Source organism: Labrenzia sp. THAF191a, from assembly GCF_009363335.1.
Taxonomy (GTDB): Bacteria; Pseudomonadota; Alphaproteobacteria; order Rhizobiales; family Stappiaceae; genus Roseibium; species Roseibium algicola.
This window is the reverse complement of record NZ_CP045333.1, coordinates 5,825,986-5,844,685: the sequence shown is the minus strand read 5'-3', so window position 1 is coordinate 5,844,685 and position 18,700 is coordinate 5,825,986. Positions and strand designations below refer to the sequence as shown.

Genomic DNA, 18,700 nt, shown 5'->3' with positions numbered 1-18,700 from the left:
TGCCTTTTGAGGCAGAACGCGCTAAAACGCGGAAAGACTGGCGGCGGAGAGCGCCGCAAAACGGGAGCAAGTGAGTATGCTGGAAGTAGTCGAGGCAAGGACGACCGAGGACTTGATGGCAGAGATCGGGCAGCGCGCCCGTGCTGCCGGCCGGATCCTTGCCATCGCTCCAGCAGACCAGAAGAACAAGGCCCTGGCCGAAATGGCAGCCGCCGTTCGGGCTGCAACACCGGATATTCTTGCAGGCAACCGTCTCGATCTTGAAGCGATGAAGGCAGGCGGCCAGACGGCAGCGTTCCTGGATCGTGGCACACTTACCGAAGAGCGGATCGAGGCGATTGCCAAAGCCCTTGAGGACATCGTCGCGCTGGACGATCCCGTCGGCAGTGTTATCGCCGCCTGGGACCGGCCGAACGGCCTGAAGATCGAACGTGTGCGCACGCCCCTGGGTGTTATCGGTGTCATTTACGAAAGCCGCCCGAACGTGACCGCGGATGCAGGCGCGCTGTGTCTGAAAGCCGGCAACGCCGTTGTTCTGCGTGGCGGCTCCGACACCATCAATTCCAACCGCGCGATCCACGCAGCCCTGCAGAAAGGCCTCGTCGCCGCCGGTCTGCCGGAAGATGCGATCCAGATCGTTCCGGTGACCGACAGGGCCGCTGTTGGCGAGATGCTGCGCGGTCTTCAAGGCAACCTCGATGTCATCGTTCCGCGTGGTGGCCGCAGCCTTGTCGAGCGTGTGCAGACCGAAGCTCGCGTGCCGGTCTTTGCCCATCTGGAAGGCCTGGTGCATATCTTCGTCGACAAGGCGGCAGATCTTGAGAAATCCGTCGAGGTGATCGTCAATTCCAAGCTGCGCCGGACCGGCATCTGCGGTGCGCTGGAAACATTGCTGGTGCATGAAGACGTGGCCCACAGCCACTTGCCGGTGATCGTGAAGGCACTTCAGGAAAAGGGCTGCGAGATCCGGGGCGGTGCGATTGTGCGTGACATCTGCGAAAACATCGTGCCGGCAAGCGAGGATGACTGGTCGACGGAATATCTGGACAAGATCCTTTCGGTGAAGGTGGTCGCGGATCTCGACGCTGCCATGGAGCATATCGCGCGCTACGGTTCCAACCATACCGATTGCATACTGACCGAAGATCAGGCGACCGCCGACCGGTTCCAGCGGGAAGTGGATTCCGCCATCGTGCTGCACAATGCTTCAACCCAGTTTGCCGATGGTGGTGAATTCGGCATGGGTGCGGAGATCGGCATTGCCACTGGGCGCATGCACGCACGCGGACCAGTGGGCGTGGAGCAGCTGACCAGCTTCAAGTACAAGGTGCATGGCACCGGCCAGACCCGCCCGTGACGACCGCCCTTGAGGACCGCCAGGAATGCCCGCCCGTAATGACCAATCGTGAGTTCGCCTGAATGAGCCCCTTGAGTCTTGGCGCGGGACTGGACCGTGACTGGATGAAACTGCCCCATGCCGAGCCGGGCAACCGCATCGGCATTTTCGGCGGATCCTTCAATCCTCCTCATTCAGGTCACCGGCTGGTGGCTTCGACCGTGTTGAAGCGGCTGGGGCTGGATCAGGTCTGGTGGCTGGTGACACCTGGCAACCCGCTCAAGAGCCACGCGGACCTGGCGCCGCTGGAGCGGCGGCTGCGCCTGACGGCGGACCTTGCCGACCATCCACGCATGAAAGTCACCGCCTTCGAGCAGGTTCTGGGAACGCCCTATACGGCCAGAACGCTGGTTGCCCTGCGCCAGATGCGTCCATCTGTCCGATTCGTTTGGGTCATGGGTGCTGACAATTTAGCCGGCTTCCATCGCTGGCAGGACTGGCGCGACATCGTCGGCTCGGTGCCGATCGCCATTGTCGACCGGCCCGGAGCCTCCTTGTCTGTGATGTCGTCTCCCATGGCAAAAGCCTATGAAAAATATAGGCTTCCGGAAGAAGACGCGGCACTTCTGCCGGAAATGGAAGCGCCGATCTGGACTTTCCTGCACACGCCATTGGACCGGACATCGTCCACCGATCTGCGCCTTGGGCAAAAGCGGTAAACAGCGGATTTGCCAAGAATTCCCGCGTGTCTTGAAAATGCCAAACGGGAAGCGGTATTATAGGGACGGTCGCGATGAGCGCGGCCGAGGTACGGTCAACCGGTCCTGCATCCAAAACGGGTGACGTACGAAGTCGGACGTTTCAGTTCGTGACGACGTTGGGCGCGGGACGGCATAAACGGCGAAAGGCACAACACCTGACCATGACCTTTGAAAGTGGGCGGACAGACATGTCCTCTCCTCTGCAGGCTTCCGTAGGTAAAGAACTTGCGGCAGACCTCCTCGATACGGTCCTCACCAGTCTTGACGACTCCAAAGCTGAGGACGCTGTTACCCTCGACATCGCAGGCAAGAGTTCACTGGCCGATTACATGGTAATCGTGTCCGGTCGTTCCCATCGTCACGTGGGCGCGATTGCCGAGCACTTGCTGAAGGACCTCAAATCGGCCGGCGCCGGATCGGCAACGGTTGAGGGTCTGAACATTTGCGATTGGGTGCTGATCGATGCGGGTGATGTGATCGTACACATCTTCCGTCCGGAGGTTCGCGGCTTCTACAATCTTGAGAAGATGTGGGCACCGGAAGAGGATGCGGCACCGCATTACATCGGCTGAGCCGGCATTGAGGCCCTGAGGCAGGGCCTCCGTCTGCTGCCGGGCAGATTTATCACCGGATCGATCTCCGGCAGGGACTTATGCGCTTTACGCTCTTCTGCATTGGCAAAATGAAAGCCGGTGCGGACAAAGAACTTTTCGACCGATATATCGACCGCGCCCGCAAGACAGGCCGCGGTCTCGGCGTTACCGAAGTCATCCTCAACGAAATGCCGGAAAGCCGTGCGCAGCGCGCCGATGACCGCAAGGCGGAAGAGGCGCGGGGAATTCTTGCCGCGCTCAACACCGGTGCGCGGCTGGTGGTGCTGGACGAGAACGGCAAGAACCTGACCAGCCCGGCCTTCAGCCAGAAACTGGAAGCCTGGAAGGATGAAGGTGTTCCCGACGTGGTCTTTGCCATTGGCGGAGCGGATGGTCACGGCCAGGAAGTTCTGAGCCGCGCCGACCTTAAACTCGCTCTTGGCGCCATGACATGGCCGCATCAGATCGCCCGCATTCTCTTGGCGGAGCAGATCTACCGTGCCATGACGATCCAGTCCGGCCACCCTTATCACCGTGTGTGAGACTTCTGAAAGAGCCCTGGGAGCGAACCGGTGATACCGGCACTTGAGACCGAAAGACTGATCCTGCGGCCGATGACCATGTCGGACTGGCCGGCGTACGAGGCTTTGATGGCCTCAGAACGTTCCCAGTATATGGGAGGCCCGCTACCGCGGTTTGCAGCCTGGGGCCTGTTCTGCCACGACATTGCGCAATGGCAGTTGATGGGGCATGGGGCCCTGATGATGGAAGCACGTGGCTCCGGCGAGGTCTTCGGTCAGGTCGGTATCAATCATGGTCCGCTTTTTCCGGAACATGAACTCGGCTGGTTCGTCTATGAGCATGCGGAGGGCAGGGGCTACGCTTTCGAGGCGGCCAGGGCCTTTCGTGACTGGGCACGGCAGGAACGCCGTCTACCGTCGCTCGTCAGTTATATGGATCAGGAAAACACCCGCTCGGCGCGCCTTGCCGAACGGCTTGGAGCGCATCTCGATGTCGATGCTGCGCGCCCGGACCCCAAGGATATTGTCTACAGACATTACTGATCGTGAAGGACAGGAGATGGGGTTTCCGCCGGCAAACCTGTTGTCGTAACGGCACTATGACCAAAAATTAACGATTGAAACGGCGGAAAAAGGCGAGAATGCCTGTATCTCGCCGCATTCGCCACGTAACGGTCATCGATCAGACAGAAGAGGGAATGCGATCCTCGGTGGGAGCAGAAGTTAATTGGCCGGTCACTAGGGTAAACGGTTCGTTAACGCAGACTGTGTATCGCATTGGAAGATAACCCTTTGGGAGCTTAGGCAGGTTGATAGCGGATCGCATGACAGCGGCGCGTTCGGAACTCGAGAGACGGAAGAAATTCCGCCCGCTCTTGAGTGGCCTGACTGCGGCCTTGCTCGTTCTGCCCATGCCAGCCGGATCGACGGAAAGTGTCGATGAAACCACCACCCAGGAACAGGCGGCTCCGCCTGCTGAGGTGACTGCTGCACTTGAACGCAAGAAACAACGCGAAGAGGAACTTGCCGCGCTGTCGCGCGATATCGAGGTATCGACGGACCGGCAGGCGACCATCGCACGCGAAATCCGCGCACTTGATCGCGACCGGGACACGTTGAATGCCAAGATCATCAGCACGTCCGACACGATCAAGGGCCTGGAAGGCGAACTGACCGATACCGAGCGGCGGCTGCGCGCGCTGGGGGAGAACGAGGACGCGGTGCGCTTGTCGCTGATTGCTCGCCGTGACGTGCTGGCAGAAGTTCTGGCTGCCCTGCAGCGAATCGGACGCCGTCCGCCACCTGCGCTGGCCGTGCGCCCGAGCGACGCGCTGTCGGCTGTGCGCAGTGCGATTCTCCTGAACGCGGTCATGCCGGAGCTGAAGGTGGAAACCGAGGCGCTTGCAGCAGATCTTGAGGAATTGCACCGTCTGAAGACGGTGATTGCAGAGGAAAAAAACCGCCTGCGCGGAGACGCGATGCGATTGGCTGAGGAAAAGTCCCGGCTGGAGCTTCTTCTGAGCGCGAAAAGGCAGGAACATCAAAGATCGGTACAGGACCTTCAGGAAGAGAAGGAGCGTGCAGCGGAACTTGCGGACAAGGCGGGATCTCTCCAAGAATTGATCGCGACCCTGGAAGTGGAAATCGAGAGCGCCCGGGAGGCGGCGGAAAAGTCGCGTCAGGCAGCACTCGAGGCCAGGAAAAATCCTTCTCGCTCGTATGATCCCTTCGCGGATCCGGGGCGTCTGGCACCGGCCATTTCGTTCCAGGAAGCCAAGGGCAAGCTGCCTCAGCCTGTTGCCGGTACGCTTTTGAAGGACTATGGCCAGGAAGACGATTTCGGCGGTGTGACGGAGGGTCAATCTATCGCCACACGGCCTGGGTCCAATATTACGTCACCTGCCGACGGATGGGTGGTCTACTCAGGACCGTTCCGTTCGTTCGGACAGCTCTTGATCCTGAATACCGGCGACGGCTACCATGTGTTGCTGGCCGGAATGGACCGGATCGATGCGGAGTTGGGGCAATTTGTTTTGACCGGGGAACCGGTCGGAGTGATGGGCGCAACCCAGTGGGCAAGCGCTTCGACGTTCGGTTTGGGCTCGACCCAGCCGATCCTTTATGTTGAATTCCGGAAAGACGGTCGTGCGATCGATCCCACACCCTGGTGGGCACGCACTGAAGAAGAAAAGGCTCGCGGATGATACGGAAAGCTTCCTTGCTGCTTGTGGGTGCTCTCATGGGAGCAGCAGCAATCACGACACTGTCCCAGATGCCGATCAATGTCTCGGTAGCGGCCAATGCGGCGGCAACGGATACGTACCGGCAGCTTAACCTGTTTGGCGACGTGTTCGAACGCGTGCGGTCAGACTACGTGGAAGTCCCTGATGACGCCCAGCTCATCGAGAGCGCCATCAACGGCATGTTGACCTCCCTCGACCCGCACTCCAGCTACATGTCTCCGAAGAGCTTCCGGGACATGCAGGTGCAGACCCGCGGCGAATTCGGTGGTCTCGGCATTGAAGTCACCATGGAAGAAGGCCTCGTGAAGGTCGTGTCGCCGATCGACGATACGCCTGCCGCCAAGGCCGGTGTCCTGGCAGGTGACTACATCACCTACATCGACGGCGAACAGGTCCAGGGCCTGACCCTCAACGAAGCGGTCGAAAAGATGCGCGGTCCGGTCAAGACGGACATCGTGGTGACTGTGCGCCGCAAGGGCCGCGCCGAGCCGTTCGACATCACCATCACCCGCGACATCATCCGCATCCGTTCGGTTCGCTGGCGGGAAGAGGATGACGTCGGATATGTTCGCGTCACCCAGTTCAACGAACAGACCTTCGACGGCCTGAAGGAAGGCATCGAGGAAATGACCGCGAACATTGGTGAAGACAAGCTCAAGGGCTTCGTCATCGACCTGCGCAACAACCCGGGTGGTCTGCTGGATCAGGCAATTGCCGTTTCCGACGCGTTCCTGGACCGTGGCGAGATTGTTTCGACACGTGGCCGTGAAGCCGACGAAACCCAGCGCTACAACGCACGGGCTGGCGACCTGACAACCGGCAAGCCGGTAATCGTGCTGGTCAACGGCGGCTCCGCCTCCGCTTCGGAAATCGTTGCAGGTGCGCTGCAGGATCATCGCCGGGCAACCATCCTCGGCACACGGTCCTTCGGCAAGGGCTCGGTGCAGACGATCATCCCGCTTGGTGCCAACGGCGCCATCCGCCTGACCACGGCTCGGTACTACACCCCGTCTGGCACATCGATCCAGGCCAAGGGCATCGTGCCGGACATTGAGTCCCTGCAGGATCTGCCGGACGATCTGGTCGGTCGTGTCGATACCAAGGGCGAAGCCGGTCTTCGTGGCCACCTGGAAGCCTCCGAAGGTGAGGAAGAATCCGGTAGCCAGGCCTATGTGCCGTCCGATCCGAAGGACGATACCCAGCTGAACCTGGCACTCGACCTTCTGCGCGGTAATCAGGTGAACAGCGCCTTCCCGCCGGTCTCCGACAGCGTGGCTGTCAAAAACTAAATCAAAAAACGCGCGCCGGTCCGCCGGCGCGCGACTTGCCGTTCTCGTTCTGCGTATATCAAAAACAAACTTTCCGGTTCGGGGACATCCTGAAACCGGGCAATAGGCTCAGGACGATATGTCGAGCGAAGATCTCACAGCTCCTTTAGGCATGGGCAAGCGGCGGCTGGTCAGGCTGCCGTTCGGTCTTATCGGGGTCGGAATTCTGAGCGTGATCCTCACTTCTACGCTCGTCTGGATCACTGTTGTCGACGACCCGCTTGGCGGAGAACCGGTTGCCGTTCTGCCGCTCGACGCCATTGTCGAAGGCGTGACCTCCCAGGACATCGAAGTGGTCGAGATCCGCCCGGGCATCAACGGTGACCTGGGCCCGAACCTGCGCCCGGAAAGCAGCAAGGATCTGCTTGGCCCGCGCTACGACATGGTCATGCGACCGGACGGACTGGGCCCGGAGGCTCCGGTGACCGGCCTGTCGATCAATCCGGACAGCCGTGTCAGCGAACGGTCCGATTTCGGGTTCCTGCCGAAAGTCAGCGATGCCGGTATCCGTCCGCTGGATGCCTATTCCCGGCCCATCGTTCGTGAGTTCACCTCGATCCCGAAAATTGCCGTCATCGTGACCGGGCTCGGCCTGAGTGAAACCGGTACCCAGAACGCCATTACCCGGTTGCCGGCCGATACGACCTTTGCGCTTGCCCCTTATGGTGAAGACCTGGACCTGTGGATGCAGCAGGCCCGGACCAAGGGCCATGAACTGCTGCTGCAATTGCCGCTGGAGCCGTTCGATTTTCCCGACAATGACCCGGGCCCGCACACGCTGCTGGTCAGCCTGCGCCCCAATGAAATGATGGATCGGCTTGGGTTCCTGCTCACGCGGGCGACCAATTATGTCGGCGTCATTCCTGAAATGGGCGCGCGTTTCACGGCGACGAAACCCTCCATGGAGTTCCTTCTGGAAAAACTGAAGGCGCGTGGCCTGATGTTCGCCGACAACGGCACATCTTCCCGGTCCATCGCCGATGATGTCTCCAAGGAAATGCGCGTTCCCTTCAGTGGGGTGGACGTGGTGCTGGACGAAGTGCCGCGTGAAGACGATATTAACGCCAAGCTGCTGCAGCTTGAAAGCGTCGCCCGTGCCCGCGGTGTCGCGGTGGCGACCGCATCAGCATTGCCTGTGACCGTGCGCCAGCTGGAAAAGTGGGTGCAGGACCTGGAAGAGCGCGGTCTGCAGCTGGTCCCCGTCAGCGCGACCATCGATCGATAATTCTGAGAAACTGAGCTCCAAGAGGTATTCGTGACGAAGCTGGCACTCGGACCGGGATTTCCGGAACCCGTCGACGGTCTTCCCTATCGGCCCTGCGTCGGTATCATGCTGATCAACAAGGCGGGCAAGGTCTGGATCGGCAGCCGCGATGATGGGGGCAGTTCCTCCAACTACGAATATTGCTGGCAGATGCCGCAAGGGGGCATCGACAAGGGCGAAGCGCCAGAACCGGCTGCTCGGCGCGAACTTTACGAGGAAACCTCGATCAAGTCCGTTTCCCTTCTGGAAGAAGCACCGGAGTGGTTCGCCTACGACTATCCAGAAGACGTCGTCCGCGCATCGCGCAAGGGCAAGTATCGCGGTCAGGCTCAGCGCTGGATCGCCTACCGGTTCGACGGATCGGAAGACGAAATCAATATCCTCACGCCACCGGACGGCCACACCGCGGAATTCAGCGAGTGGCGTTGGGAAGATGCCGACCGGCTGCCCGGTTTGATCGTGCCGTTCAAGCGCCCTGTCTATGAGCGTGTGGTTGCAGCGTTTTCACATCTGACGTCTTGAATCGAAGCTCATTCAACACGGGCTGAGCGGCGCCCTGGAACCTGCCGGGTTTGCGGTCTTTTCGTCCGTGAGGTGTTCCAAAGCGTCAGCATTGGAGTCCCGCTTGTCGTTTTTCAAACAGACAGGCTGACTCCGCGCGGCTAACATCCGGACCAAAATGCGGGGTAGGTCCTGGGTTCGCCTGTTCGAACCATCAGCCGGCACCGCAAAGATCGAGAGAGGAGCGCGGACGCGAAATCCAGATGCGCTCCAGCAATACGGGAGGTACGCCAATGTCTTTCGGCAAGGGGCTTTCACGCAAGCCGTCCCAGCCAAAAGGGCGTCAGTTGGAAGATGCGGCCCTGGACGAAGTCCGGAATTTGCTGGGTGATGAGCCGCGCCGGCGCGACCTGCTCATTGAACATCTGCACAAGATCCAGGACGCATTTGGCTGTCTTGAGGCTCGGCACCTGCGCGCATTGGCCGACGAGATGCGCCTGTCGCAGGCAGAGGTCTATGAGGTCGCGAGCTTTTACCACCATTTCGACATCGTACGGGAAGGAGATGCAAAGCCTGCACCTCTGACCATTCGTGTTTGCGACAGCGTTGCCTGCGCGCTCAAGGGGGCGGACGCTCTGGCCGCTGCTCTTGAAGCCGGGGTTGATCCGGCAAAAGTCCGCATCCAGAAAGTTCCGTGCATCGGTCGCTGTGCCGGTGCCCCGGCCGTGCAGGTCGGCAAGCGGGCCATCGACAACGCGAGCGAAGTGTCCGTGCGCGCTGCCTTGTTCGAAGGAACTTCCGATCCGGTGGTTCCCGATTACATCAAGCTGGATGCCTACCGCGAAGCTGGTGGTTACAAGTTGCTGGAGCGCGTGCGCGCGGGTGAACTGGATGCAGCGGCACTTGCGGACAAGGCGCTGGAAGCAGGCCTTCGCGGCCTGGGCGGTGCAGGCTTTCCGACCGGCACGAAATGGAAGATCGTCCACGACCTGCCGGCCCCGAAATACCTCACCATCAATGGCGATGAAGGCGAACCAGGCACGTTCAAGGACCGCGTTCACCTGGAACGCGACCCGCACCGGATGCTAGAGGGCGCGCTGATTGCCGCCCATGCGATTTCCGCCGCGCGCATCTATCTCTATATGCGCGACGAATACCCGGCGGTACTCCGGATCCTGAAGACGGAAATCGAGGCCCTGCGCGAAGCGGGCATCATCACGACCATCGACATTGAACTGCGCCGCGGAGCGGGAGCCTATATCTGCGGCGAGGAAAGCGCGATGATCGAATCGATCGAAGGCAAGCGCGGCCTGCCACGCCACCGCCCACCGTACATTGCCCAGGTCGGCCTGTTCGGTCGGCCGACGCTCAATCACAACATAGAAACCCTGTTCTGGATCAGGGATATCGTCGAGAAGGGTTCGGAGTGGTTCGCCAGCCACGGCCGCCGTGGTCACAAGGGCTACCGCTCCTTCTCGGTTTCCGGCCGTGTCAGGGACCCAGGCGTCAAGATGGCCCCGGCGGGGATCACCATGAACGAGCTTCTGGCAGAATACTGCGGTGGCATGGAAGAGGGGCACGTCTTCAAGGGCTACCTGCCCGGTGGTGCCTCCGGGGGCATCCTGCCCGCGTCTCTTGCCGACGAGCCGCTGGATTTCGGTACGCTCGACAAATACGGCTGTTTCATCGGCAGCCACGCGATCGTCGTTTTCTCCGATCAGGATGACATGCGCGATGTGGCATTGAACCTGATGCGCTTCTTCAAACACGAGAGTTGCGGTCAGTGCACGCCCTGCCGCTCCGGAACGGAGAAGATGGAACATCTGCTGGCAGCAGGCGATTGGGACAAGACGAAGATCACGGATCTCGATGAAGTCATGCGATCGGCATCCATTTGCGGTCTTGGGCAGGCCGCCAGCAATCCGGTCACGTCGGTGCTGAAATTTTTCCCGGAGGAGTTCGAGAAATGAGCCAGGTCACTTTCTCCCTCGACGGTCGGATGGTCACCGCGGAAGACGGCGAAACCATCTGGCAAGTTGCCAAGCGCGAAGGCGTCGCCATTCCGCATCTCTGCCACAAGGACGCTCCGGGATATCGCTCCGACGGCAATTGCCGTGCCTGTATGGTCGATATCGAGGGCGAGCGCGTGCTTGCCGCTTCCTGTATTCGCACCCCAGCCGAAGGCATGGTGGTGAAGACCGCCAGCGAACGGGCGTCCAAGGCACGCGAGATGGTGTTCGAACTTCTGGCAGCCGACCAGCCCTCGCGCGACCACCACCCTGACCCGGAAAGTGATTTCTGGAAATGGTCCGACCATGTCGGTGTTGCCACCAGCCGGTTTGCCCCATGCGCCAAACCGGCCCAGGACATTTCGCATCCGGCCATCGCGGTCAATCTGGACGCCTGCATCGCGTGTAATCTGTGCGAGCGAGCCTGCCGGGAAGTCCAGGTCAACGACGTTATCGGCATGGCGGATCGCGGTTCGCACACGGTGCCGGTGTTCGATCTGGCAGACCCTATGGGGCTTTCCACATGCGTTGCCTGCGGCGAATGCGTGTCGGCCTGTCCGACCGGGGCCCTGATGGAAAAGAGCCTTCTGGATGCCAGCGCCAGCAAGCGCGAGATCTTTGCCGAAGAAACCGTCGACAGCGTCTGTCCTTTCTGTGGTGTGGGCTGCCTGACGTCGGTCTCGGTGAAGGACGGCAAGATCGTCAGCGTCGAGGGACGCGACGGCCCGGCCAACGAGAACCGGCTCTGCGTCAAGGGCCGCTTCGGCTTCGACTATGTTTCCAGTCCCGAGCGCCTGACCAAGCCGCTGATCCGCCGGGACGATGCGCCCAAGCGTGGCGACATTGCCATGACACTGGAAAACCATCTCGACTATTTCCGTGAGGCAACCTGGGACGAAGCGCTCGAGCGAGCCGTTGGTGGTCTTAAAGCGGTTTATGACGCCAAGGGCGGCCGTGGTATTGCGGGCTTCGGCTCGGCCAAGGGCTCCAACGAAGAGGCTTATCTCTTCCAGAAGCTGATCCGCCAGGGTTTCCAGACCAACAATGTCGACCACTGCACCCGTCTCTGCCACGCTTCTTCCGTGGCTGCGCTCATGGAGGGCATCGGTTCGGGCGCAGTGACCGCCCCTTTCAATGCAGCCGGCGATGCAGACTGCATGATCGTGATCGGCGCTCGTCCGGAGCAGAACCACCCGGTTGCCGCGACCTACATCAAGCAGGCAGCCAAGAACGGCACAAAGCTGATCGTCATGGACCCGCGCGGCCAGGGGCTGATGCGCTTTGCGGACTACGGCTTGAAGTTCAAGCCGGGCACCGATGTGGCGATGTTGAACGCAATCCTCAACGTCATCATCACCGAAGGCCTCTACGACAGCCAGTATATCGCCGCTCACGTGGACGGGTTCGAGGCACTGAAGGAAAAGATCGTCGACTTCACGCCGGAAGCGATGGAGCCGGTCTGCGGCATTGACGCACAAACCCTGCGGGAAGTCGCAAGGCTTTACGCCACCAGTGCCAAGTCGATCATCTTCTGGGGCATGGGCGTTTCGCAGCATGTCCACGGCACCGACAACGTCCGCTGCCTGATCGCCATGGCGCTGACAACCGGGCAGATAGGCCGCCCAGGCACCGGTCTGCATCCCCTGCGCGGTCAAAACAACGTGCAAGGGGCATCCGACGCCGGCCTCATTCCGATGGTGTTCCCGGACTATCGTTCAGTTGAAAACCCGGACATCCGCGCCGAATTCGAAGACGCCTGGGGCCGCACGCTCGATCCCGTGCGCGGTTTGACCGTGGTGGAGATCATGGACGATATCCTGGATGGCGGCATCGAGGCGATGTTCGTTCAGGGCGAAAACCCGGCCATGTCCGATCCGGACCAGGCCCATGCCCGCAAGGCACTGGCCAGTCTGAAACATCTTGTGGTTCAGGATATCTTCCTGACCGAAACCGCCTGGCATGCGGACGTGATCCTGCCTGCCTCCGCCCATGCGGAAAAACTCGGCACGTTCACGAACACCAACCGCCAGGTTCAGATCGGCCGTCCTTGCGTGCCGATGCCCGGTGAAGCACGTGCCGACTGGCAGATCCTCATCGATATCGCCAACCGCCTGGGCCTGAACTGGACCTATGACGGCGTCCCGGCGATCTATGAGGAAATGCGGTCGCACATGAATTCGCTGGGCAACATTTCCTGGGAAAGGCTGGAGCGCGACGGCACGGTCACCTATCCGGCGGATGCCCCGGACAAGCCTGGCAACGAGATCCTGTTCGGCCAGTCCTTCCCGACGGCAGATGGCCGCGGACGCATCGTGCCGACGGATCTGGTGCCGCCGGATGAGCTTCCCGACGATGATTTCCCGTTGGTGCTGACCACGGGGCGCATGCTGGAGCATTGGCACACCGGTGCCATGACGCGGCGTGCGGAAGTGCTCAATGCCATCGAACCGGAGCCAGTCGTTTCCATGAACCCGCGTGATATCGAGCGCTCGGGTCTGGATATCGGCCAGCAGGTGAGGGTGGAAACACGGCGCGGCGCAATCACGTTGACCCTGCGCGCAGACCGGGACGTGTCGACAGGCATGCTCTTCATCCCGTTCTGCTTCAGCGAAGCCCCGGCCAACTTCCTGACCAACCCGCAGCTGGACCCCTTCGGCAAGATCCCGGAGTTCAAATTCTGTGCGGCGCGGATCGGAACGGTCGGACAGCAGCAGGCGGCAGAGTGACGCCGGGTCTCGCCAGAACTCAAAGAACGAGCTAACTGCCTGAAGGCAAAAAAGGGCGGCCACTGGCCGCCCTTTTGGTATTCGCATTCACGTGGTCAGAGCAATCAATTGGCAACAATCTTGACTGCAAGCAGATCCGGCAGGGTTTGCGGTGCTGCCATCGAACCAAGGATCTGTGCCAACGGAACCGGGTTCGGCGGCGTCAGGGTCACCTTCAGTTCACCCGGATTGTCGAGGAACTTGGACGCTGCTTCAGTAACCATCTGCGTGAAGGCCGCGTTCTGGATCGGCGCGGTCATTTGTGTTGCCTGTGCCACCAGAGCTTCCCGGAAGACATTTTCGGGGATGTTTTGAGCCTCGGCAATGTGGGCCAGGCCCTTCTTGGTGAGGCCGGCATCCTTGAAGGTCAGGGATGCGTCGACGAACTGGGCAACAACAAGGGCCATTTGTCCCTGGTTCTCGGGATCTTCGAACAGGGACTTCGGCACGTTTGCAAGACGTGCGGACAATTCGGCGCGGCCGAGCCCTTCGACGTCCACCATCATGCGCTCCAGGCGCAGTTCCAGCGTTGCCTCGTCCCAGTAGAGCCGGGTTTCGTCAGACCAGACGACCGTTTCCAGACCGAGAGCTTCCAGCAATGCCTGGGCTTCCGGGTCATCGATGGCCGCGACAGGCACTTTCAGCCCTTCGGTCCTGGCGTGAAAGCTGGTCGGTATTGGCGGCACCGTGGTGGACAGCGTCATCTCGGCTCTGCCGATTTCGGTCCGGCCGAGGTCCGGCACGGCAACGTCCAGTCCTTCCAGCTCATAACCGAAAGAGCGCGGCATGAACGCGCGGGCCACCTCCATGGGGTGATCCTCGCCGAAGCTCGGGTCCGCCATCAATGTGCTGATCATGGCACGCATGGGCGTATATTCGGCGAATTCGATATCGCCAATCGCCGCCCAGTCGATCTTGACCGATGCACCTTCCGGCAGGTCCGGGGCATCGAGACCGACCATCATCATTTCGCCGATACCGTCGGAGTTGATCTCCGACATGGACATTTCCTTGATGGCTATTTCCATCGGCTTTTCTGGACCAGGCGTCGGCACGGTCACGTTGATACCGCTGATGCGGGCATCGGTAACGCCGAACGACCGGTAGAACTGGAATACGCCGGTGATCAATTCTTCAGGAGCTGGAACCTGCTTGGCGAACAGACCGTCAAACAGGGCAAGGATGTTGTTTTCACGCTTCAGAACGGTGACTTCTGAAATCGAGGTCTTGTCGACGGCAATTTCAATCGCAAGCCCGTCGGCGATGTCCTGTTTGGACTTGTAGTCGATCGCCGAAGCCGAGCCGAGCATGACCACTTCATCGCCGGTTTCGGGAACATCGGGGTCGAACAGATCGAAGAACGCGGCCGCGTCCATGTCCGTGTAAACGGTCTTGCCCTGGCTGGTGGTCTGGTTCAGCATCTGGCCCGAGGTCGTGTCCAGGGTCTGCATCGACTGGCTCATGCTGTCGATCGTGTATTCCCCGATCCGGCCATCCACAGCGTCGGCCATGCGGTAGCCGGCAATCTGCATGGTGCCTGACAGAACCAGAGTGTCCTTGCCGTCTTCGATCTCATGCGCCTCGATGGTCATCGCCGTGTTGTCTGCCTTGACTTCGTCGTAGGAAGTCAGGAGGGCGGCCTTCACGAACGGCAGCCAGCGGCTGACCTGATGCGCCTCGTCTTCTGCCGGCACTTCCGGCATGGTGAAGCTGTAGTTCGTCGCGGAAACTCCGCTCAACCGGCCGTCGATCTTCAACCGGCCCTTGCCTTCGGCGCCGGCGGAAAGAACCATTTCTGAATCGTCGGAATAGACCCAGCTTGCGGCCTCGAAATCGCCGTTCTCATGGCTGAGACCTGTAATGGTCACCGTGCCGCTGCTGAATGAAAGCGAATAGGTCAGGTCGGTCAGCTTTTCCGGTTCGATATCCGTAGCGCCGTCATTGCCCGTGACATCCGTTTCCTCGGCCGGAATATCCTCGATGGTTCCGCTCAAGGAGATCGTGCTGTCGGTCAGGGTCAGCGTGTCGGTACCTTCGTCGTAAGCGACGCTACCGTTTTCGACCTCGACACCCAGGTTCTTCAAGCCTTCTACATAAGCTTCATAGGCGGTCTCGCCGGTGTCCTGCGCAAGGGCGGAGCCGGAAACCAGCGCAAGCGCGGTGCCGAGCATGAGGAGCCGGACACGGGCCCTGGCTGGTTTGGATGAGAAAACGGAGGCGGGCTGAAAATTCAATGTCGTGGCTCCAATAAAATGATCGGAATCGAGCGGTTTGAACGAGATCGGTCCCGATAGGGTTGGACATCCAAGTCCTCATCAAGACCTAGGCCATTCCATGACTATGTACCAATCACATGACAAGGTCGAATCGGGAAAAGCCGGATCAGGATTGCGCGAGCAGCCATTCAGAACGCACGGTCTCGTCTGTTTCGACGCGTAACGCCGCGGTTTTGCGGGCTTGAAAATCTTCCTGTGCAGAAAGTTGGCCGAGTGCCCAGACGGCGGTGCCGCGAACAAGGGCGTCGGCATCGTCAAGCAGAGCTTCGATCTTTCCGAGCAGTTCAATTTCTCCGGAATTGCCGGCGGCAATCAAAACGTTGCGCAGAAACTTTCCCCGTCCGATCCGTTTCACCGGCGATCCGGAAAAGAGCTGGCGGAATGCTGCGTCGTCCAGCGACAGGAGGTCTGCAAGCTTCGGGGTAATCATCTCCTCCCGGGCAATCAACTTGGCCTCCCGGGCTGCTTCGGCAAACTTGTTCCAGGGACAGGCAGCCAGGCAATCGTCACAGCCGTAAATACGGTTTCCGATGGCTCTGCGAAACGCGTCCGGAATGGGGCCGGGGTGTTCGATGGTGAGGTAGGAAATGCAGCGCCTCGCGTCGAGCTGGTAGGGCGCGGGAAATGCATTCGTCGGGCAACTGTCGAGGCAGGCGCGGCAGGAGCCGCAATGATCGCGTTCCGCACCGCTCGGCGGCAGATCCAGTGTGGTGAAGATCGAGCCGAGGAAAAACCAGGACCCGAGATCACGCGACACCAGGTTTGTGTGCTTGCCCTGCCAGCCAAGCCCGGCAGCCTCCCCGAGCGGCTTTTCCATCACCGGCGCTGTGTCCACAAATACCTTCACATCGCCACCGGACCGGGAAACCAGGAAGCTGGCCAGTTCCTTCAAACGACCCTTGATGACATCGTGATAGTCGCGGTGTCGCGCATAGACGGAAATGCCGCCGGTGGTCTTGTCGGCCAAATGGGCGAGGGGATGTTCGTGCGGTGCGCTGCCGGGTCCATAGTTCATCGCCAGCATGATGACAGAGCGAACCTCCGGCCATAGCGCTTGCGGTGAGGACCGGCGGTCGGCGGTTTCCGCCATCCAGCCCATGCTGCCTTCGTAGCCCTTGTCCAGGAAGTGCCGCAGGCGCTCGCCCGCTTCCGGAATGCTGTCGGCAGCGGCAATCTTCACGCCTTCGAAACCGAGGGCGCGGGCCTTCTCCTCAAAGGCGGTCAGAAGCTTTTGGGTCTTTCGGTCCAAGGCCTTCGGCTGCTCGCTGGAACAACGTTCAGTTCAACCGGAACCGGTTGAACGCACGAAGAATGCGTCAGAAATCGAGATCCGCATAGGTCTGTGCGGCGGGCATGCCCAGCACCTTCTCGCCCAGGAGCGGGCGCATCGACGGCCGCGACTTGACCCGCGCATACCAGCTCTTGATGTCTTCCTGATCGCTCCAGGGCACTTCGCCCAGATAGTCGGCACACGACAGGGAGGCAGCAAGGGCGAAGTCGGCGAAGGTCAGCCGGTCGCCGGCAACCCAGCGGCGGGAGGCGACCAGATAGCCGAAGTATTTCAAGTGGTGATGGATGTTCGCCCGGGCAACGCGCAGGGCAGCCGAATCCGGTTCACCGCCGCCGGCGGACTTCGGCATGATCTGCTTGTAGATGCGTTCGCGCACAAGATGGCCGATCACTTCCTGATCGAACTTGCCGAGGCTCCACTCGACCAGGCGTCTCGTTTCTGCGCGGGCATCGGGATGATCCGGCATCAAGCGACGGTCGGCAACCGCATAGCCCCGGGTTTCGTCCAGATACTCCATGATCGGTCCGGCGCCGCAAATGGCAGGGCCTTCGTTTTCCACGATAACCGGCACGGTGCCTGCCGCGTTCAGCACCAGGAGCGCCTGAGGCCGCTCCCATGGGTTCACGTGATGCTCCTCGAAGGCGGCACCGTATTCGCTCAGGATGAGCCGGATGAACCTTGAAGATGGCGAGAACGGATGATGGTAGAGCGTCAGCATGAAGGGGTTAAGAGCCTGAACTGTGGCAAGACTACGTCAAAGCGAAAGCCGAATGCTGCAATCGCCTTAACGGAGAGTTTGCCCCGAATATGGTTATCAAGGGTTTGACGGCGTGACTTCGCTTCGTCAAATAAGCGGCGACTTGGGAGACGCCCTGAGTCGCGAGACATACTTGGTCAGGCTGGTTTTCATCAAGCCATTTGGAGACAAGATACACAATGGACGGCCAAACGATTGTTAATGCTCTCATTTTGGGGATTGTCGAAGGTCTGACCGAGTTCATTCCCGTCTCGTCCACCGGCCACATCCTGCTGCTGGGGCATTTTCTCGGCTTCGACAGCACAGGCAAAACTTTCGAGGTTCTGATCCAGCTCGGCGCCATTCTGGCGATCCTGTCGGTTTATTTCGGCCGTTTGTGGACGCTTCTGATCACGCTGCCAAGCGATCCCTCCAGTCGGCGCTTCGTGGCCGGTATCCTGATTGCCTTCCTGCCGGCCGCCGTCATCGGCGTGCTGCTGCATGGTTTCATCAAGGAAGTGCTGTTCGAAACGCCCGCACTTATCTGCACGACGCTGCTGCTCGGTGGCATCGTCCTTCTGTGGATCGACCGCCTGCCGCTGAAGCCGCGCTACACCAACGTGATGGATTATCCGCTGTCGCTTTGCCTGAAGATCGGCTTTTGCCAGTGCCTTGCCATGGTGCCCGGCGTTTCACGCTCCGGTGCGACGATTGCCGGTGCACTGCTCATGGGCACCGACAAGCGCTCGGCCGCCGAATTCTCGTTCTTTCTGGCCATGCCGACCATGGCCGGTGCCTTTGCCTATGATCTCTACAAGAACCGCAACGTGCTTTCGATGGACGATGCCATGCTCATTGGCATCGGCTTTGTCGCGTCTTTCATCGCCGGTGTGTTTGTGGTCAAGGGGCTGCTCGACTTCGTCTCCAAACACGGCTTCGCGCCCTTTGCCTGGTGGCGCATTTTCGTCGGCATTGCAGGTTTCGCCGGGCTTTATTTTCTGGGCTGAGGTCGCTTTACCAAGGTCCGGATCAGCGCGCAGCTTTTGTTGCGCGCGTCCGGAACGACGGAGCGTGTG

The 18,700-nt window shown here is 60.4% G+C and carries 15 protein-coding genes; 12 read left to right on the top strand and 3 right to left on the bottom strand.

The features are described 5' to 3' along the window. Positions 1-76: 76 nt before the first annotated feature. The 11 genes from FIV05_RS26830 to fdhF all read left to right on the top strand — a co-directional run bounded on the left by FIV05_RS26830 (position 77) and on the right by fdhF (position 13,282). Positions 77-1,357, top strand: coding sequence for a glutamate-5-semialdehyde dehydrogenase (locus tag FIV05_RS26830; protein ID WP_152511618.1), 1,281 nt, complete (start codon positions 77-79; stop codon positions 1,355-1,357). A gap of 62 nt (positions 1,358-1,419) precedes the next feature. After that, positions 1,420-2,055: a nicotinate-nucleotide adenylyltransferase gene (locus tag FIV05_RS26825; protein WP_228148058.1), complete on the top strand. Its 636-nt coding sequence runs from the start codon at positions 1,420-1,422 to the stop codon at positions 2,053-2,055. A gap of 230 nt (positions 2,056-2,285) precedes the next feature. Beyond that, positions 2,286-2,669, top strand: coding sequence for a ribosome silencing factor (gene rsfS, locus FIV05_RS26820; RefSeq protein ID WP_023001680.1), 384 nt, complete (start codon positions 2,286-2,288; stop codon positions 2,667-2,669). 80 nt (positions 2,670-2,749) lie between these two features. Continuing rightward, positions 2,750-3,232 (top strand): 23S rRNA (pseudouridine(1915)-N(3))-methyltransferase RlmH, encoded by a 483-nt coding sequence (rlmH, locus tag FIV05_RS26815; protein WP_152511617.1) that lies wholly within the window; start codon positions 2,750-2,752, stop codon positions 3,230-3,232. 72 nt (positions 3,233-3,304) lie between these two features. After that, positions 3,305-3,754: a GNAT family N-acetyltransferase gene (locus FIV05_RS26810; protein WP_209010114.1), complete on the top strand. Its 450-nt coding sequence runs from the start codon at positions 3,305-3,307 to the stop codon at positions 3,752-3,754. Positions 3,755-4,035: 281 nt separating this feature from the next. Beyond that, on the top strand, positions 4,036-5,415 hold the full coding sequence (locus FIV05_RS26805; RefSeq protein WP_152511615.1) for a peptidoglycan DD-metalloendopeptidase family protein: 1,380 nt from the start codon (positions 4,036-4,038) through the stop codon (positions 5,413-5,415). Beyond that, the gene (locus FIV05_RS26800) at positions 5,412-6,743 is read left to right on the top strand and encodes a S41 family peptidase (RefSeq protein WP_152511614.1); all 1,332 of its coding nucleotides are present in this window, start codon (positions 5,412-5,414) and stop codon (positions 6,741-6,743) included. The genes FIV05_RS26805 and FIV05_RS26800 overlap by 4 nt, the downstream gene beginning before the upstream one ends. A 118-nt stretch (positions 6,744-6,861) precedes the next feature. Then, positions 6,862-8,007: a divergent polysaccharide deacetylase family protein gene (locus FIV05_RS26795; protein WP_208984457.1), complete on the top strand. Its 1,146-nt coding sequence runs from the start codon at positions 6,862-6,864 to the stop codon at positions 8,005-8,007. A 30-nt stretch (positions 8,008-8,037) separates the two neighbouring features. Further along, a complete protein-coding gene (locus FIV05_RS26790; RefSeq protein WP_023001674.1) occupies positions 8,038-8,568 on the top strand; it encodes an RNA pyrophosphohydrolase in 531 nt (176 codons plus the stop codon). 272 nt (positions 8,569-8,840) lie between these two features. Beyond that, complete coding sequence (locus FIV05_RS26785; protein ID WP_152511613.1) at positions 8,841-10,517, top strand: NAD(P)H-dependent oxidoreductase subunit E; 1,677 nt, start codon at positions 8,841-8,843, stop codon at positions 10,515-10,517. Continuing rightward, positions 10,514-13,282 carry a formate dehydrogenase subunit alpha gene (gene fdhF, locus FIV05_RS26780; protein ID WP_152511612.1) on the top strand — a complete coding sequence of 923 codons (2,769 nt, stop codon included), beginning with the start codon at positions 10,514-10,516 and terminating at the stop codon, positions 13,280-13,282. The genes FIV05_RS26785 and fdhF overlap by 4 nt, the downstream gene beginning before the upstream one ends. 104 nt (positions 13,283-13,386) lie before the next feature. Here fdhF and FIV05_RS26775 read toward each other — a convergent pair whose 3' ends face one another. The 3 genes from FIV05_RS26775 to FIV05_RS26765 form a co-directional block, all read right to left on the bottom strand. Beyond that, a complete protein-coding gene (locus FIV05_RS26775) occupies positions 13,387-15,555 on the bottom strand; it encodes a hypothetical protein (RefSeq protein ID WP_152511611.1) in 2,169 nt (722 codons plus the stop codon). Between the two features lie 148 nt (positions 15,556-15,703). Then, positions 15,704-16,846 carry a tRNA epoxyqueuosine(34) reductase QueG gene (gene queG / locus FIV05_RS26770; protein WP_152511610.1) on the bottom strand — a complete coding sequence of 381 codons (1,143 nt, stop codon included), beginning with the start codon at positions 16,844-16,846 and terminating at the stop codon, positions 15,704-15,706. Positions 16,847-16,913: 67 nt separating this feature from the next. Further along, entirely contained in the window at positions 16,914-17,606 is a 693-nt protein-coding gene (locus FIV05_RS26765) for a glutathione S-transferase family protein (RefSeq protein WP_023001669.1), read from the bottom strand. Between the two features lie 218 nt (positions 17,607-17,824). Between FIV05_RS26765 and FIV05_RS26760 the strand changes: the two genes are divergently transcribed. Then, a complete protein-coding gene (locus tag FIV05_RS26760; protein ID WP_023001668.1) occupies positions 17,825-18,631 on the top strand; it encodes an undecaprenyl-diphosphate phosphatase in 807 nt (268 codons plus the stop codon). Positions 18,632-18,700: the final 69 nt, after the last annotated feature.

Coding starts and splice junctions, on each gene's coding strand:
- FIV05_RS26785 (WP_152511613.1), top strand. CDS start 8,841: ATGTCTTTCGGCAAGGGGCTTTCACGCAAGCCGTCCCAGCCAAAAGGG.
- FIV05_RS26825 (WP_228148058.1), top strand. CDS start 1,420: ATGAGCCCCTTGAGTCTTGGCGCGGGACTGGACCGTGACTGGATGAAA.
- FIV05_RS26830 (WP_152511618.1), top strand. CDS start 77: ATGCTGGAAGTAGTCGAGGCAAGGACGACCGAGGACTTGATGGCAGAG.
- FIV05_RS26810 (WP_209010114.1), top strand. CDS start 3,305: ATGACCATGTCGGACTGGCCGGCGTACGAGGCTTTGATGGCCTCAGAA.
- rlmH (WP_152511617.1), top strand. CDS start 2,750: ATGCGCTTTACGCTCTTCTGCATTGGCAAAATGAAAGCCGGTGCGGAC.
- rsfS (WP_023001680.1), top strand. CDS start 2,286: ATGTCCTCTCCTCTGCAGGCTTCCGTAGGTAAAGAACTTGCGGCAGAC.
- fdhF (WP_152511612.1), top strand. CDS start 10,514: ATGAGCCAGGTCACTTTCTCCCTCGACGGTCGGATGGTCACCGCGGAA.
- FIV05_RS26765 (WP_023001669.1), bottom strand. CDS start 17,606: ATGCTGACGCTCTACCATCATCCGTTCTCGCCATCTTCAAGGTTCATC.
- FIV05_RS26805 (WP_152511615.1), top strand. CDS start 4,036: ATGACAGCGGCGCGTTCGGAACTCGAGAGACGGAAGAAATTCCGCCCG.
- FIV05_RS26760 (WP_023001668.1), top strand. CDS start 17,825: ATGGACGGCCAAACGATTGTTAATGCTCTCATTTTGGGGATTGTCGAA.
- FIV05_RS26795 (WP_208984457.1), top strand. CDS start 6,862: ATGTCGAGCGAAGATCTCACAGCTCCTTTAGGCATGGGCAAGCGGCGG.
- FIV05_RS26800 (WP_152511614.1), top strand. CDS start 5,412: ATGATACGGAAAGCTTCCTTGCTGCTTGTGGGTGCTCTCATGGGAGCA.